Here is a 13,755-nt window from a genome sequence, read left to right on the forward strand (position 1 = left end):
ATAGATACAGCGGGCATGCCCGCTGTTTTTTTGCCAAAAAAAGGTGGTCGACGTTGCAGTAAAAGCACATAAAGCCATGCACGACTGCAATAGATTGATTTTCTTGGCAGCGATGCCCGAAAGGTTGACTCTCAGTGGCAGCTGAAATACAACTTAATCTATCCGGCACCATTCGGCACTGAGCCGACGCAGCAGCTAAGGAGTGGCCAATGGCCAAGGCACTGCTAGTGATAGATGTTCAACGACTGCTTTTTGAAGGCGCCACGCCGCCATTCGATTCCGCCAATATCATCAAGCGTATCAATCAGCTAACAAAAACCGCCCGCACAGAAGGGGCCGTGGTTATCTTTATTCAGCATGAACAGCCAGGCACCCCCATCGCCCGCGACGCAGAGGGCTGGGAATTGGTGAGTGACCTGATACAAGATGAGAACGACTACTTCGTGGGAAAAACCACTCCGGACAGTTTTCAGGGAACCGGGCTGAAAGCCTTACTGGATGAACTGGATGTGGATGCACTGGCTATTTGCGGCTATGCCAGTGAGTTTTGTGTTGATACCACGGTAAGACGCGCCCTGGCGCTGGGATATCCCGTGGACCTTATCAGCGATGCGCACACCACAGCAGACAAGGCGCATCTGGATGCCAAAAGCATCATTGCCCACGAAAATGTGACCCTCTGCAGTATCAAAAGCTTTGGGGTTGTCGCTTCAGCCGTGAATGCAAATGCATGGCAGCCGTGAGTGACATCTCTGAGAAACCGCCTGCCACAGTAAGCTGTAAATCTCCCCGATCAATGGCCACTCCATGTGGCCAATTGTTTTTTACCCGCAGCCGAGCCTTTAGCGCCGGGCATATTATCAAGCCTACTGCGACGCTTTATCACCCGTGTCATTCATGTCAGCTTGAGGCTCAGAAGCTGATTGGGGCTCAACCAAAAGCGGCGATTCGGATAAACCGGAGTTCGTAAAGTCTGCTGTAACCAAGTCTGAGGGCTGCTCGGGTTCGATGGCATCTGGTATTGCGGCGGTAAGTATTTCCCCCTGCCATTTATTTCGCCAGCTATTAAGGGCCGCAGCCAGGGCAACGCCCTGCACTTCGGTCAGGATACCGTTGTGACCGGCAATCACCCCATCGGCAACCGCCAGCACCCATACTGCCTGACGGTTGGCATCCTCGCAGCTTTGTACGGTTTTGCGGGCGTGCAGACGAGCACGGATCTTCCAGCCCGGGCCATCCAGCACCTGCATACAGCCGGGTTTGGCATCATGGTCCTGCAGCGCCTTGGGGAGCATAAGCGTGCGGCTGCAATCCCTCCCCGGACAGGGGTCAATATCGTGGGTAATCGCCCAGGAGTTGCCCACAGCACGCTCTCCTTCTTTGAGCCAATTGAAGGCCTCAAGCACGGCATAATCCGTTTTGGACTGCAACACCAGCATGGCTGGCCCGGTATTGTCTGGGCTGCACCATTTATCCAGCGGTTGGTATTCCCTGGCTGAGGCTGCGGGGTTAAGCAGCACGGTAAGATGCCGCTCGCCCTGGCCCTTTGCCAGATTCTCCAGCAGGCTTTGTTTACGGGCATGGAGCGCCACCACGCCACCGAGGCTGTGACCTATGAGGGTATAACGACCCAGGATGCCTTCATCCGCGAGGGTATCGAGCTCAGCCAGTAAGGGCTTTACACCCCGCTCACCAACCTGTTTTGCCACTCGCTTGCTGGTGAATATGGTGGGAAAGTCCAGTGGCTCAACCACACTGTCAGGGTCGTCAGAGCCATCGAGCCAAAAAGGATCGTACTGATCGCCACGCCAACCGATATAGAGGCCCAACAGCGATGGGTTAGTCGCCGACATTTGCCGGTAAAAACGCTGAAAGGCAACAAAATTATCATCCGTTGGCGCTGCATTGTGATGCCAGCCATGGATAAAAATCAGCAGATTTGAACCCGGAGTCGTCCTCAGGCGCGCCTTCAGGGCATCAAACTGCGCGGGCAGATGCATTTGCCCGTCATCATTGAATTCGATGACGTGGAAATTGGCGAGAGCCTGTTCAGGCAAAACAGGATGATAGGCAATATCAGGGATACGAGTGGACCAAATGGACAGCCCAAGCAGCACAATCAGGGCAAATTTTACGGCCGCGATGCCTTTCAACCACTTACGCAAAACACACATCCACAAGATCAAAACCCCTGCTGGGGCGGGCGGCCATTATAGAGGTGTGAGCTGGCTTTCACCAGCGGGTAAAGTGCCATACCCAGCGGCCAATCCCCATGTTACACTCGGTTTCTCGCTGACGGCACAACACAAGCTTGCAGGCCGTCAAAGGCTTACACTTTGGGACTTCACAGGACGCCATGAAACAGCTGCTCGATTTTTTACCGCTTCTGGTCTTTTTCGCCGTTTACAAGTTTTTTGATATTTATGCCGCCACCGGCGCCCTGATTGTTGCGACGCTCATCCAGCTTATCGCCACCTACGCGCTGTATAAAAAAATCGAAAAAATGCACCTGATCACCTTTGCCCTGGTAGCCAGCTTCGGTACTGCTACCCTGATTTTCCACGATGATGCTTTTATCAAGTGGAAGGTGACCATAGTCTATGCCCTGTTCGCCATCGCCCTCATTGCCGGGCAGTTTTTAGGAAAGCCCATTCTCAAATCCATGCTCGGCCAGGAAATGCCAGTGGACGATAAGATTTGGGCCAGACTCACCTGGTACTGGGTGCTGTTTTTTGTCGCCTGTGGGCTTATCAACATCTATGTGGCTTTCAGCCTGTCCCAGGAAACCTGGGTGAACTTCAAGGTATTCGGGCTGACCGCCGCCACCCTCGTGAACACACTGCTTACCGTGGTTTACCTGTTCAAACATCTTCCCGAAGATAAAAAGAAGGAACTCAAATAATGTGGTACATGATTTCATCCCAGGACGTTGCCAACAGTCTCGAAAAACGCCTTGCGGCCCGGCCAGCTCACCTTGCTCGCCTTCAGGAGCTCGCCGATGAAGGTCGACTGATGATTGCCGGTCCACACCCGGCTATCGATAGTGATAACCCCGGTGAAGCCGGCTTTACCGGCTCTTTGGTTGTAGCCGAATTTGAATCACTGGAACTCGCCCAGGCCTGGGCCGATGCCGATCCTTACATTGCCGCTGGGGTGTATGAAAAGGTGATCGTAAAGCCCTTTAAGCGAGTGTTGCCCTGATGAAGGTCGTTTCATTTAACATCAATGGCCTGCGATCGCGCCTGCATCAACTTCAAGCGCTGATTGATACCCAGGCGCCTGATATCATTGGCCTGCAGGAAACCAAGGTGCACGACGAAGCCTTTCCCCTCGCCGATGTCGAAGCCATGGGTTACAAGGTGTATTTCCACGGGGGCAAGGCCCATTATGGGGTGGCGCTGCTGTCGAAGGTTGAACCTGAATCCGTGGAAAAGGGTTACCCATGGGATGCAGAAGATGCCCAAAGGCGGATGATCATCGGTAAATTCCGCCAGCCAAATGGCCGCTTGCTTACCGTGATGAACGGCTACTTCCCCCAGGGTGAAAGCCGGGATCACGAAATCAAGTTTCCCGCCAAGCGTAAGTTTTATGCCGATCTCCAGCGACTCCTGACCGAATCCTACAGTTGCGATGACGACATCATCATCATGGGGGATATCAACATCTCGCCACTGGATTTGGACATAGGCATTGGTCCGGATAATGCCAAACGCTGGCTCAGAACCGGTAAATGCAGTTTCCTGCCGGAAGAGCGCGAGTGGCTGCAAACCCTGAAAGACTGGGGATTTGACGACAGCTTCCGGGTACTGCACCCGGAAAAAGACGCTACCTATTCCTGGTTCGATTACCGCAGTAAGGGCTTTGATGATAACCGCGGGCTGCGTATCGATGTGATCATGACAACAAGGTCACTCACAGGCAGGCTGGTTGCGTCCGGTGTGGATTACAATATTCGCGCCATGGAAAAGCCGTCGGATCACGCCCCCGTCTGGAGCGAGTTCGAGTAAGCTGGCTGTTGGTCATAAAAAAGCGCCGATAACCGGCGCTTTTTTTATGTCTCATGCTGAATTTTCGTCAGCCATCAACGACTGAGGCTCGTTCGAGATAACCAATACCAATCAAGCTATCAGCTGCCGGACATCAGGTGCGGTACTGTCCCAGGATATCCGTCAACGCCACCGAGGCCTGTGCCAGTTCATGGGCCAATTCCAGCGCGTTGTGCGCATTATCACTGATAACGCCCGACTGGTTTCTGATTTCAGCAAGCTGCGCTGCAATCTCACGGCACGCCACACTCTGCTCCTCGGCCGATGCCGCTATATGGCTTGCCATATCAAACACCTGATTGATGGAATCTGCAATATTTCCCACATCCTCACCCACCAGCGAAACCGCACTCTTTCCCTGCTCTGCCCGGCTGACAATGTCACCCGTTATGCCGGACAGCGCCTTACTGCCGGATTGCAGGCTTTCAATCATGGATTGAATTTCCACAGTGGCCTGTTGGGTACGGCCAGCCAGGGTACGGACTTCATCGGCCACCACCGCAAAGCCCCTTCCCTGCTCACCGGCGCGGGCGGCCTCAATGGCTGCGTTCAGGGCAAGCAGGTTGGTTTGCTCTGAGATGCTGTCGATCACTGTGACCACGGCGCTTATCTCGGTTGCTTCACGTGACAGTGCATCCACCGAAGACGATGCATCCCCTATCTTGCCGGACAGTTCGGCAATGCCTGACACCGTATTGGTAATACGTTTTTGGCTTTCTTTAACTGCCCCTGCGTTGGAGCGGGTTTGAGTGGATGTTGCCGAGGCATTGGCCGACACTTCTTCAATGGCCGACGTCATCTGTGACATGGCCACAGCCACTGAATCGAGAAACTCGTGTTGCCGCCGTGCGAGACTGTCACTGCTTTGGGCCTGATTGGAAAACGCCGAGGACGCACGTTTCAGGGTGTCGGCGTTGTTACGAATGGCAGAAAGCATATCACTCATGTTGTCTGCGCAGCGGTCAATTTCCCGGGCAATGAGACTGAAGTCATCGGTGCCGAAAAAATTCAGTCGCTGGGTCAGGTCGCCATCGGCCAAACGCTTGATGGCCATGTACATATCCCATAGGCCGCCACCAAGGGACGTGGACATCCAGTAGCTGAGCTGAAACAGCGGCAGCAATCCCAAAGCGGCCCACCAGAGCATCATACTGGCATCGCTGCGGGACTCACTCTCCCAATCAGCCACATTGCGGCTAAGCGCCAGCAGCGAACCGTCAAGGTTGGTCACTGCCGTGACTGTATTGCCTTTGCGCCCGCTCTGGCCGGACTGAGACAAACCATGGCGCGTGGCAAATGCCCTGAGCGCGTCCCCTTGCAGATCGTTGTCCCGGGCGATTTCTGCATAGGCATCGAGGGCTGCGCTGACCCGCGCGTCACTGGCGGATTCTATGGTGGCCAGCTGCAGGCGATAATTCGCCAGCGCCACAACGGCTGTGATGGCAGCCACCATGGAGCACACCAACCAAAATTTACCGTTAAGACTGAATTTGATCAGAATCGCATCAATTTTACGAAAAGTTATTTGTTTCATTGATTATTCTCCGGCCCGGTCAGCGTTCCTGGTCATGGGTAAGTATAGATGGTGACCGGGCTGAGCTGAGCAAAGCGGCATATTTAGCCATGCAACATTAAAATCGCCAGACGCGAGACTCAGTCTGCTACAGCAAAGGGCATGTAACGCGCCAGCAAGCCAGAGAGAAGACTCATGGCGTATCCCATCAATGCGCCCACGAGTAGCGGCGGCAATACCACGAGGAAGTCACCATGTAATGCAAACATGGCGCAGCAACCCAAAAAGGTGCCGGGAATAAAGGCGAGCAGGCGTTTACTGGCCTGCAGGCACATAAACGCAGTCACTATGCCGGTGAGAATGGCTGCGCTGTACCCCATGGTCAGCATTTCAGCACCATGGAGAATAAGCCAGGCCCAGAACACCCCCGACAGTGTGGTTGCCCAGGTCGACATAACGCCCCGCGGGCTCAGCTCCCCTTGGGCAAAATAAGCACTGCATCCCAGAAACCCCACCCAGGTAACCCAGGAAAGTTGGCCGGATACCGCCACCCATAGGGCAGCAAGCAAGCCGGCGGCCAGTGCCACAGGCAAACGTTCAAACATAGTTGGACCCCGTTGTCTTTGTGTTATGACGCTAACAATAAGGCAAACAGCAGTGCGAAAAGCTGATCTGATTCCAAAAAGTGTAATTAAATTACCGAATATACATCACTGTTTGATCAAAGAGGCGGCTGCCGGCAGGCAATGAACAGACTGATGGAAGAAGCAGCGACAAAGAATAGAATGGCTCCGATGACAGAATCTCACGGAGCCAGGATAAGCAGAAACAGGTGTTAACCCAGCAGCTGGTCGGCCACGAAGGGGTTGTGAGCCCGCTCTTCGGCAAAGGTAGACATGGGGCCGTGCCCGGGGATAAAAGCAACCTCTTTACCCAGAGGCCAGAGCTTGGTAGTGATGGAGTTGATGAGTGCTTTGTGGTCTGAGCCGGGGAAGTCGGTTCGGCCAATTGAGCCACGAAAGAGCACATCCCCCACCAGGGCCAACTTGGTGACAGGCTCGAAAAACACCAGGTGTCCGGGCGTATGCCCGGGGCAATGCATCACAGCAAGCGATACATCGCCAATACGCAGACTCTCGCCTTCCTCCAGGTAGCGGGAAGGGGCAAAGGCGTCGCAATGGGCAAACCCAAAGTTTTGGCTCTGACGGGGCAGGTTTTCCAACCAGAAGGCGTCATCCACGTGGGGGCCTTCAATGGCAACGCCGGTTTCCGTTGAGAGCTTGGCGGCGCCGCCCACATGATCTATGTGGCCATGGGTCAGCAGAATTTTATCCAATGTCAGTCCATGTTTTTCCAGCGCCTCGTAAATACGCTCGAGGTTTCCACCCGGGTCCACCACCGCAGCCTTGCGGGTGTTTTCACACCAAATGAGAGTGCAGTTTTGCTGAAAAGGCGTCACGGGAATTATCTGGTATTTCATAGTCGCATTCTCTTTTGTATTTTGGGCGCTAGATTAAGTGATTCTAGCCATTGTGTGCCAGTTTTCCCGGGCAGAAATTGATCTTGATAGGGCTTTGGCAAGATTGATGACTTGCCAGATAGAGGCATTTGTATACAATCCGCAACAAGATGCCAGCCAAAGAGTCCTGCCCATGTCTGTTTCAAGCAAACACCCCAATGCCACAGGGTCAAAATCCACCCTTCCACAAATGATTGCGGAAAAGCTGACCTTTACCCTGCCCCTGGATTATCAGGACGCAGCAAAAGGAGAGATTAACGTCTTCGCCCGTACTTTGGTACACAAGGACAAGCAACATTTGGAATTGCCCTGGCTGGTGTATTTCCAGGGAGGCCCCGGCTTTGCCGCCCAGCGCCCGGTCAGTCACAGTGGCTGGATAAAGCGGGCGCTGACAGAGTATCGGGTACTGCTGCTTGATCAGCGCGGCACAGGGCTTTCAACCCCAGTAAACGCCACAAGCCTTGCACACCTGGATGATGCAGGGAAAGCCGACTATCTCAGTCACTTCCGCGCCGATAACATTATCAGAGACGCCGAAGCCATTCGCGCCATTTTAAGCCCCGACACCCCCTGGACCATTCTGGGCCAAAGTTTTGGCGGCTTTTGTGTACTCAGGTACTTGAGTGTTGCCGCCCATGGCTTGAAAGAAGCCTTTATCACGGGCGGTATCCCTCCCCTTGGGCGCAGTGCAGACGAAGTTTACCGGGCAACCTATAAACGGGTATTGCAGAAGAATCGTGACTTCCATCAACGCTTCACGGATGCGGCCCCACTGCTTGCTGATTTGCACCGCTACCTGCTTGAGCACCCTGTGTTATTACCACCTGGACAGCAATTAACACCGCAGATGTTGCAGCTGCTGGGAATACATCTGGGGATGGAAGATGGCCCAGAGAGCGTCTATTACCTGCTTGAGCAGGCATTGCAGTTCACGCCCTCCGGGAACCGCATCAACCCACTTTTCGTAGAGCGCTTCGCTCAAATGCTGGATTACAACACCAATCCACTCTTTGCCGTGCTCCATGAGGCCATTTACTGCGAGCAGCAGGCGTCCAATTGGGCGGCGCACCGTATTCGCGCTGAATATCCGCAGTTTGACGCCGCGCCCCCTGCACCTTTGCTGCTCACGGGCGAGATGATTTTCCCCTGGATGTTTGACTGCTTTGAACACCTCAAACCACTGAAAGGATGCGCGGAGTTACTCGCGGCGAAAACAGATTGGCCACCGCTCTATGACCCAGCGGCGCTCGCCAACAATACCGTGCCGGTTGCTGCCGCTATTTACAGTGAAGATATGTTTGTGGAAATGGACTTCAGCCTGGAAACAGCCAAGCAGGTGGCCAATCTCAAGTATTGGCTGACGTCCGAGTATGAACATAATGGCATTCGTATGGATGGTGAACGCATATTCGATCGCCTCATCGCCATCAATCGCGGCGCCTGTTTACGCTAGTCAATAGGCGCTCAGGTGATTTTAAGAAAGGCTTAAGCCCGAGTTGGCACACTCATATAGGTTCCTCCTCTATGAGCGTTTGTGTTAACCGCTTTTGGTTATCGCTTTTTGAGTGGAGTAAGCCAGGACCTTGGCTTACTCCTTTTTTTACCCAATACTGACTCTAGTACCTCAGTATGGGAGCCGCCCATGGAAATCCGTCATCCTTCACAGTTAAGCCCCGAAATCCTTGTTGGCATAGTCAATGAAAAACTTCGCCTGCAGTGTCCCGACAAGGCATCGCTTTTATACGAGCTGGGCATGCCTGAAGCCGAATTGGACGCCAAACTGGCTGACTTCGATTACCACCCCGAGACCAATCAATATCGCAGCCGCTGAGTCATCATCGGTACAACATTGACAGCCCTTAAGCTGAACTTTGAGAACAACTGTAGAGAGTGATTTTGGGGGCATTAGGGGTTGAGAAGCGATTGGTTTTATATCCTGGCTGAGATTACTCTATGCACCAGCTTCATACCAAAGTGAAGCTATTCTGAATCCTGGGATACCCTGGGTATCGCCTGATGGGTGCTTCAGTTCATCTCGGCTAGCTGGCTCACGTTGCCATATCTGCTCAAGTTGCAACCTTGCCGCTTGGGCTTGACCGGCTTTTGCGACCTCTGCCAGCACTTGCCCCGGGAGCACGCCCTTTCCCCTTGCCAGCTCTGCCTCTGAAAGACCGTTTAGGCCCTGCCGCTGTCACGCCGGCCAGAGCGGTCGGTAAACTGGCAGCGGCCTGCTCAATCAACTTTTCAAGTTCCAATACCAGTGGTGTCATAAAGCCTTTATAGGAAAGCTGACGTTGGCAAATATCGCTGAGCTGACGCTCCCACAGGGCGGTCATATCGGCAGTGGTGGCCACCTCAGGCAAGCTGGCAATTAACCCCCGCCCGGCTTGGGATGCCACGATGCTTTTACCCTGGCGCACCAGAAAGCCACGTTTAAACAGAAGTTCGATGATCCCGGCCCGGGTCGCTTCGGTGCCAAGGCCATCCGTGTCCTTCAATATACGTTTAATGTCCGGTGAACTCACATAACGGGCAATGCCGGTCATGGCACTGAGCAAGGTCGCATCGGTAAAGTGTTTTGGGGGTTGGGTTTGCTTTGCCAATAACTCACCATGACAGCACCGGGCAATGTCGCCCTTATTCAGGGCTGGCAAGGGCGTCTTTTGGCTGGCATCAGTCTCTTGTGGCTCTTTCGCCTCGTCCTGCTCTGTGCTGCGTCCCTGAAACAATACCCGCCAACCTGGGGCTCGCTCAACCGACGCCCTTGCGATAAAGCTACCGCCTTCGATAATCAGCTGGATTTCGGTATCTGCCAGAAGGCGATTGGGGTAAAACTGCGCCAAATATTGCCGTGCAATGTGCAAATAAAGCTGACGCTCCCGCTGGTTAAGTTGCGACAGCGCCGTTCGTTTGCCCGTTGGCACTATGGCGTGGTGGGCATCCACCTTACTGTCATCCCAGGCCTTGGACACCAAGTGCAAATCAGGTGACGGCGCCCCTTCCAAAAGCTCAGGGGCGTTGGCACTGACGGCCGACAGCACATCAGGCACCAAAGCAAGTTGTTCTTTGGGTAAATGACGGCTGTCAGAGCGGGGATAGGTAATCAGCTTGTGTCGCTCATACAGGCTCTGGGCCGTATCCAGCACCTCTTTGGCACTCATCCCAAAACGTTTGGCGCAATCGATTTGCAGCGCCGAGAGGCTATACAGCAATGGCGGCGCCTGCTTCTTGTCTTTATGGCTGACATGCTCAACCAGTGCCGGCTTACCGCCAATGCGGCTCACCACAGTTTCGGCGAGGCGGCGTGAAAGCACCCGCCCCTCTTCATCCATGTACGGCTGACAAGCTTCGCTGGGTTGCCACTTGGCACAAAAGGACTCGCCCTTGTCTGTGGTAATGTGAGCAAGCACCTCATAGTGATCTTTGGGCTCAAAGTGCTCAATGTCCAGGTCACGGCGAACCACCAAACCCAATAATGGGGTTTGCACCCGTCCGACAGACAACACCCCTGCATACCCCACCTTTCTGCCCTGAAGCGTGTAAGCACGGGTCATATTCAGGCCGTAAAGCCAGTCGGCACGACTGCGCGCCAATGCCGATGTGGCAAGCGGCACAAACTCCTTATTGCTGCGAAGCTGTCCCAGTGCGCGGCGCACCGCGTCGGGGTTTAAATCGGAAATCAATAAGCGCTGGGTGGAGGCCAATTTGGATGCAGAAACCTTGGCGTGGGAAATTACCTCATCCACCAGAAGCTGTCCTTCGCGGTCCGGGTCCCCTGCATGAACCAAAGAAGAAGCCTGTTTAATCAGGCGCTTTACGACTGCCAGCTGACTTTTGGCCGAACTTCGTGGAGTGAGTTTCCACTCGGCGGGAATAATGGGCAGATGGGCAAGCTGCCACTGCTTGTATTCGGGAGAATACGCATCCGGCTCGGCCTGCTCCAGTAAGTGGCCAATACACCAGGTGACACAATCGCCGTTGCCAAGCTCAATATAACCCTCACCCTTTTTATGGGGTTTGGGTAACACCTCAGCGATGGCGCGGCCGAGGCTCGGTTTTTCGGCGATATAGAGGATCATGGCGGGATATTCTGGTGCAAAAGCACTGGATGAATTTACAGTAAATGTAGCGAAAATTCCCGGTGGGCGCAACGCGCAATCCTGGCCAAGTGCAAAGCCAAGGTCAAATTTACCCTGATCCTATGTAAATTTTGTTGAGAATAGTTCTCATCAAAGCTGAAATGACCGATATCTCCCGCTCCCGGATTTTATGATGCAAAGTTCAGTGTCAATCATTCGCCATCAATGGCTGTTATATGCGGCCCTGTTAACCCTTGGATTAGCCCTGTGTCTTCCTTCGGGAGAGCGACCGTGGGTAATGCTGCCACTGTGTGCAATTGGGGTAAACTTTCTGCGGGCGACGCCTGTGACGCATCTGGGTATGGCCAGCTTATTTGCCATTTGGCTGCTGTGTTTTGCCAATGCCATGTGAGTGTGAATGTTAAATTCCCAAAAACAAAAACCAGCACCTGAGTGCTGGTTTTGATTTGCCTTGATCTTTTAGCTACCCATCATTATGGGTGTAACCCATTACGGGTGACAGACGTTGTGCAGCTCGAGATTCGTGCCCACATCGCTGTTGCGATTTGCCTTGGCATCATCGTTTCTCAGCTGAGTGAGGTGGTCAAGATACGCCTGAGTCACATCACCAGTGATGTAATCACCGTCAAACACCGATGTTTCAAAACGCTTGATTTCGGGGTTTTCCATACGCACAGCTTCAACCAGATCAGTCAAATCCTGGAAGATGATACCATCGGCACCAATCAGTTTGGCAATTTCATCCGCATCACGTCCGTGGGCAATCAGCTCATTGGAAGTGGGCATATCGATGCCGTACACGTTGGGGAAACGAATTTCAGGGGCAGCAGAGGCGAAATACACCTTCTTGGCACCGGCTTCGCGGGCCATCTCGATGATTTGCTCTGACGTGGTACCACGCACGATGGAGTCGTCCACCAAAAGCACATTCTTGCCCTTAAACTCGGTGTTGATGGCATTGAGTTTACGGCGCACTGACTTCTTACGCTCCTGCTGACCAGGCATGATGAAGGTACGGCCAATGTAGCGGTTCTTTACAAAGCCCTGACGGTAAGGCAAGTCCATAACACGGGCAATTTCCAGTGCGATATCACAGGAGGTTTCAGGAATGGGGATAACCACATCGATGTCGTTGTCGTACCATTCTTTCTTGATTTTCTCGCCCAGTTTGGCGCCCATATTTACCCGGCTGGCGTACACAGACACCTTGTCGATGGTGGAGTCTGGACGGGCAAAGTAAACAAATTCGAAAATACAGGGCGAATAGAGCGGCGCTTCGGCGCACTGACGGGTAAACAGCTGACCGTCGAGGGTGACGTATACGGCTTCGCCCGGCGCAACATCACGAATGACTTCAAAACCCACGGCATCCAGGGCCACACTCTCTGAGGCCACCATGTACTCTGTGCCGGTGGCGGTTTCATTTTTGCCAAGCACCAGCGGGCGAATGCCATTGGGGTCACGGAAGGCCACAAGACCTTCGCCAACAATCATGGCCACTACCGCGTAAGCACCACGGGTTTGGGCGTGCACTTTTGCCACGGCATCAAACACCTGATCGGCGCTCAGATGGGCGCTCTGTACCTGCTGCAGCTCATCGGCGAGCAGGTTCAGCAGCACTTCAGAATCCGACGTGGTATTCACGTGTCGACGCTGCTGCTTAAGACGAGCCGACAGGTCTTGAGTGTTGGTCAGGTTGCCGTTGTGCGCCAGAGAAATACCAAAAGGCGAGTTAACGTAAAAAGGCTGGGCTTCTGAGGAGCTGGAGCTCCCGGCGGTGGGATAACGCACATGGCCGATACCGGCGTTACCCTGCAGGCGCTGCATGTGTTTGGGTTCAAACACATCACGCACCAGTCCGTTCGCCTTACGGAGCCTGAACGCGTCATTGTCTACCGTGACTATCCCGGCTGCATCCTGACCACGGTGTTGAAGCACTGTCAGTGCGTCATAGATGGTCTGATTAACCGAGGAATGGCCAACTATTCCGACGATACCACACATGGGAGAGTGTCCTCTTTTAAGATGTTCTGTTGTTTAGCTAATTTTTATATTTTGGGTACGAAGCTTGAGGTGTTTTCCAGATAGTGGAAGAACCACTGGATCACAACCCCGAATTCGGGCACCAGTCGGGACTCCTTCCACCAGGGGGTGTTGGGAGCGCCGGTAAAGGCATCCATGAAAAACAAAATCGCACTGACAATCAGTGCGCCGCGCAAGGCACCGAAACACAAACCCAGGAGTCTGTCGGTACCCGATAAACCGGTTTTTGCCACTAATTGGCCCAGGATGTAATTCACCAGGGCGCCGAGGATAAGGGTGGTTACAAAGAGAATAGCAATGGCCACGCCGTTGCGAAGCATTTCATCCTGCAGCTGAGTCAGGTGAACGGCGAGATCTTCATAGAATTGGCTGGCGACAAAAAAGGCAGCAAACCACACCAGCAAAGACATGGCTTCTTTGGCAAAGCCGCGGATCAGACTGATAAGGGTGGACAGTCCGATAATAAAAATAATGGCGTAATCAATCCAAACCATGGAAGGTCGTTTTCCGGGTGGCTTTTCGAATCGGCGCGAT

14 protein-coding genes are annotated in these 13,755 nt (G+C 53.6%); 7 read left to right on the forward strand and 7 right to left on the reverse strand.

Annotated features, from left to right (window positions below; all coding sequences use genetic code 11):
• The first annotated feature begins 209 nt into the window (after positions 1-209).
• Positions 210-743, forward strand: a complete 534-nt coding sequence (locus SAMA_RS11155; protein WP_011760248.1) for a cysteine hydrolase family protein — start codon at positions 210-212, stop codon at positions 741-743.
• Positions 744-866: 123 nt separating this feature from the next.
• On the opposite strand, the gene SAMA_RS11160 is transcribed toward SAMA_RS11155, so the two are convergent.
• Complete coding sequence (locus SAMA_RS11160) at positions 867-2,174, reverse strand: alpha/beta fold hydrolase (RefSeq protein WP_011760249.1); 1,308 nt, start codon at positions 2,172-2,174, stop codon at positions 867-869.
• 182 nt (positions 2,175-2,356) lie between these two features.
• On the opposite strand from SAMA_RS11160, the gene SAMA_RS11165 reads away from it, so the two are divergent.
• Genes SAMA_RS11165 through xthA form a run of 3 tightly spaced genes read left to right on the forward strand, consistent with a single transcriptional unit; the run spans position 2,357 to position 4,007 of the window.
• On the forward strand, positions 2,357-2,902 hold the full coding sequence (locus SAMA_RS11165) for a septation protein A (protein ID WP_011760250.1): 546 nt from the start codon (positions 2,357-2,359) through the stop codon (positions 2,900-2,902).
• Positions 2,902-3,201 carry a YciI family protein gene (locus SAMA_RS11170; protein ID WP_011760251.1) on the forward strand — a complete coding sequence of 100 codons (300 nt, stop codon included), beginning with the start codon at positions 2,902-2,904 and terminating at the stop codon, positions 3,199-3,201. The genes SAMA_RS11165 and SAMA_RS11170 overlap by 1 nt, the downstream gene beginning before the upstream one ends.
• Positions 3,201-4,007, forward strand: coding sequence for an exodeoxyribonuclease III (gene xthA / locus SAMA_RS11175; RefSeq protein WP_011760252.1), 807 nt, complete (start codon positions 3,201-3,203; stop codon positions 4,005-4,007). Before SAMA_RS11170 ends, xthA begins: the two co-directional genes overlap by 1 nt.
• Positions 4,008-4,140: 133 nt before the next feature.
• Here the strand turns inward: xthA and SAMA_RS11180 are convergent, their stop codons facing one another.
• The 3 genes from SAMA_RS11180 to SAMA_RS11190 all read right to left on the reverse strand — a co-directional run bounded on the left by SAMA_RS11180 (position 4,141) and on the right by SAMA_RS11190 (position 7,039).
• The gene (locus SAMA_RS11180; RefSeq protein ID WP_011760253.1) at positions 4,141-5,580 is read right to left on the reverse strand and encodes a methyl-accepting chemotaxis protein; all 1,440 of its coding nucleotides are present in this window, start codon (positions 5,578-5,580) and stop codon (positions 4,141-4,143) included.
• Positions 5,581-5,699: 119 nt separating this feature from the next.
• Positions 5,700-6,164 (reverse strand): DUF1097 domain-containing protein, encoded by a 465-nt coding sequence (locus tag SAMA_RS11185; protein ID WP_011760254.1) that lies wholly within the window; start codon positions 6,162-6,164, stop codon positions 5,700-5,702.
• 230 nt (positions 6,165-6,394) lie between these two features.
• Positions 6,395-7,039 carry an MBL fold metallo-hydrolase gene (locus SAMA_RS11190; RefSeq protein WP_011760255.1) on the reverse strand — a complete coding sequence of 215 codons (645 nt, stop codon included), beginning with the start codon at positions 7,037-7,039 and terminating at the stop codon, positions 6,395-6,397.
• A 172-nt stretch (positions 7,040-7,211) separates the two neighbouring features.
• Between SAMA_RS11190 and SAMA_RS11195 the strand changes: the two genes are divergently transcribed.
• Positions 7,212-8,531 (forward strand): alpha/beta fold hydrolase, encoded by a 1,320-nt coding sequence (locus tag SAMA_RS11195; RefSeq protein WP_011760256.1) that lies wholly within the window; start codon positions 7,212-7,214, stop codon positions 8,529-8,531.
• Positions 8,532-8,720: 189 nt separating this feature from the next.
• On the forward strand, positions 8,721-8,909 hold the full coding sequence (locus tag SAMA_RS11200; RefSeq protein WP_011760257.1) for a DUF4250 domain-containing protein: 189 nt from the start codon (positions 8,721-8,723) through the stop codon (positions 8,907-8,909).
• A 235-nt stretch (positions 8,910-9,144) separates the two neighbouring features.
• Here the strand turns inward: SAMA_RS11200 and SAMA_RS11205 are convergent, their stop codons facing one another.
• Complete coding sequence (locus SAMA_RS11205) at positions 9,145-11,157, reverse strand: DNA topoisomerase III (protein ID WP_041409827.1); 2,013 nt, start codon at positions 11,155-11,157, stop codon at positions 9,145-9,147.
• A 190-nt stretch (positions 11,158-11,347) separates the two neighbouring features.
• Between SAMA_RS11205 and SAMA_RS11210 the strand changes: the two genes are divergently transcribed.
• Positions 11,348-11,569, forward strand: a complete 222-nt coding sequence (locus SAMA_RS11210; RefSeq protein WP_157608325.1) for a hypothetical protein — start codon at positions 11,348-11,350, stop codon at positions 11,567-11,569.
• A 98-nt stretch (positions 11,570-11,667) separates the two neighbouring features.
• Here the strand turns inward: SAMA_RS11210 and purF are convergent, their stop codons facing one another.
• Both purF and SAMA_RS11220 read right to left on the reverse strand, forming a co-directional pair.
• On the reverse strand, positions 11,668-13,182 hold the full coding sequence (gene purF, locus SAMA_RS11215) for an amidophosphoribosyltransferase (protein ID WP_011760259.1): 1,515 nt from the start codon (positions 13,180-13,182) through the stop codon (positions 11,668-11,670).
• 44 nt (positions 13,183-13,226) lie between these two features.
• Positions 13,227-13,715 (reverse strand): CvpA family protein, encoded by a 489-nt coding sequence (locus SAMA_RS11220; protein WP_011760260.1) that lies wholly within the window; start codon positions 13,713-13,715, stop codon positions 13,227-13,229.
• Positions 13,716-13,755: the final 40 nt, after the last annotated feature.

Origin of the sequence: Shewanella amazonensis SB2B, assembly GCF_000015245.1 — a bacterium.
GTDB classification, from domain to species: domain Bacteria; phylum Pseudomonadota; class Gammaproteobacteria; order Enterobacterales; family Shewanellaceae; genus Shewanella; species Shewanella amazonensis.

Bases quoted from the DNA above. Each gene is read 5' to 3' on its own strand.
- SAMA_RS11160 (WP_011760249.1), bottom strand. From the start codon at position 2,174: ATGTGTGTTTTGCGTAAGTGGTTGAAAGGCATCGCGGCCGTAAAATTT.
- SAMA_RS11195 (WP_011760256.1), top strand. From the start codon at position 7,212: ATGTCTGTTTCAAGCAAACACCCCAATGCCACAGGGTCAAAATCCACC.
- xthA (WP_011760252.1), top strand. From the start codon at position 3,201: ATGAAGGTCGTTTCATTTAACATCAATGGCCTGCGATCGCGCCTGCAT.
- purF (WP_011760259.1), bottom strand. From the start codon at position 13,182: ATGTGTGGTATCGTCGGAATAGTTGGCCATTCCTCGGTTAATCAGACC.
- SAMA_RS11200 (WP_011760257.1), top strand. From the start codon at position 8,721: ATGGAAATCCGTCATCCTTCACAGTTAAGCCCCGAAATCCTTGTTGGC.
- SAMA_RS11220 (WP_011760260.1), bottom strand. From the start codon at position 13,715: ATGGTTTGGATTGATTACGCCATTATTTTTATTATCGGACTGTCCACC.
- SAMA_RS11155 (WP_011760248.1), top strand. From the start codon at position 210: ATGGCCAAGGCACTGCTAGTGATAGATGTTCAACGACTGCTTTTTGAA.
- SAMA_RS11170 (WP_011760251.1), top strand. From the start codon at position 2,902: ATGTGGTACATGATTTCATCCCAGGACGTTGCCAACAGTCTCGAAAAA.
- SAMA_RS11180 (WP_011760253.1), bottom strand. From the start codon at position 5,580: ATGAAACAAATAACTTTTCGTAAAATTGATGCGATTCTGATCAAATTC.
- SAMA_RS11190 (WP_011760255.1), bottom strand. From the start codon at position 7,039: ATGAAATACCAGATAATTCCCGTGACGCCTTTTCAGCAAAACTGCACT.
- SAMA_RS11165 (WP_011760250.1), top strand. From the start codon at position 2,357: ATGAAACAGCTGCTCGATTTTTTACCGCTTCTGGTCTTTTTCGCCGTT.
- SAMA_RS11185 (WP_011760254.1), bottom strand. From the start codon at position 6,164: ATGTTTGAACGTTTGCCTGTGGCACTGGCCGCCGGCTTGCTTGCTGCC.
- SAMA_RS11210 (WP_157608325.1), top strand. From the start codon at position 11,348: ATGATGCAAAGTTCAGTGTCAATCATTCGCCATCAATGGCTGTTATAT.
- SAMA_RS11205 (WP_041409827.1), bottom strand. From the start codon at position 11,157: ATGATCCTCTATATCGCCGAAAAACCGAGCCTCGGCCGCGCCATCGCT.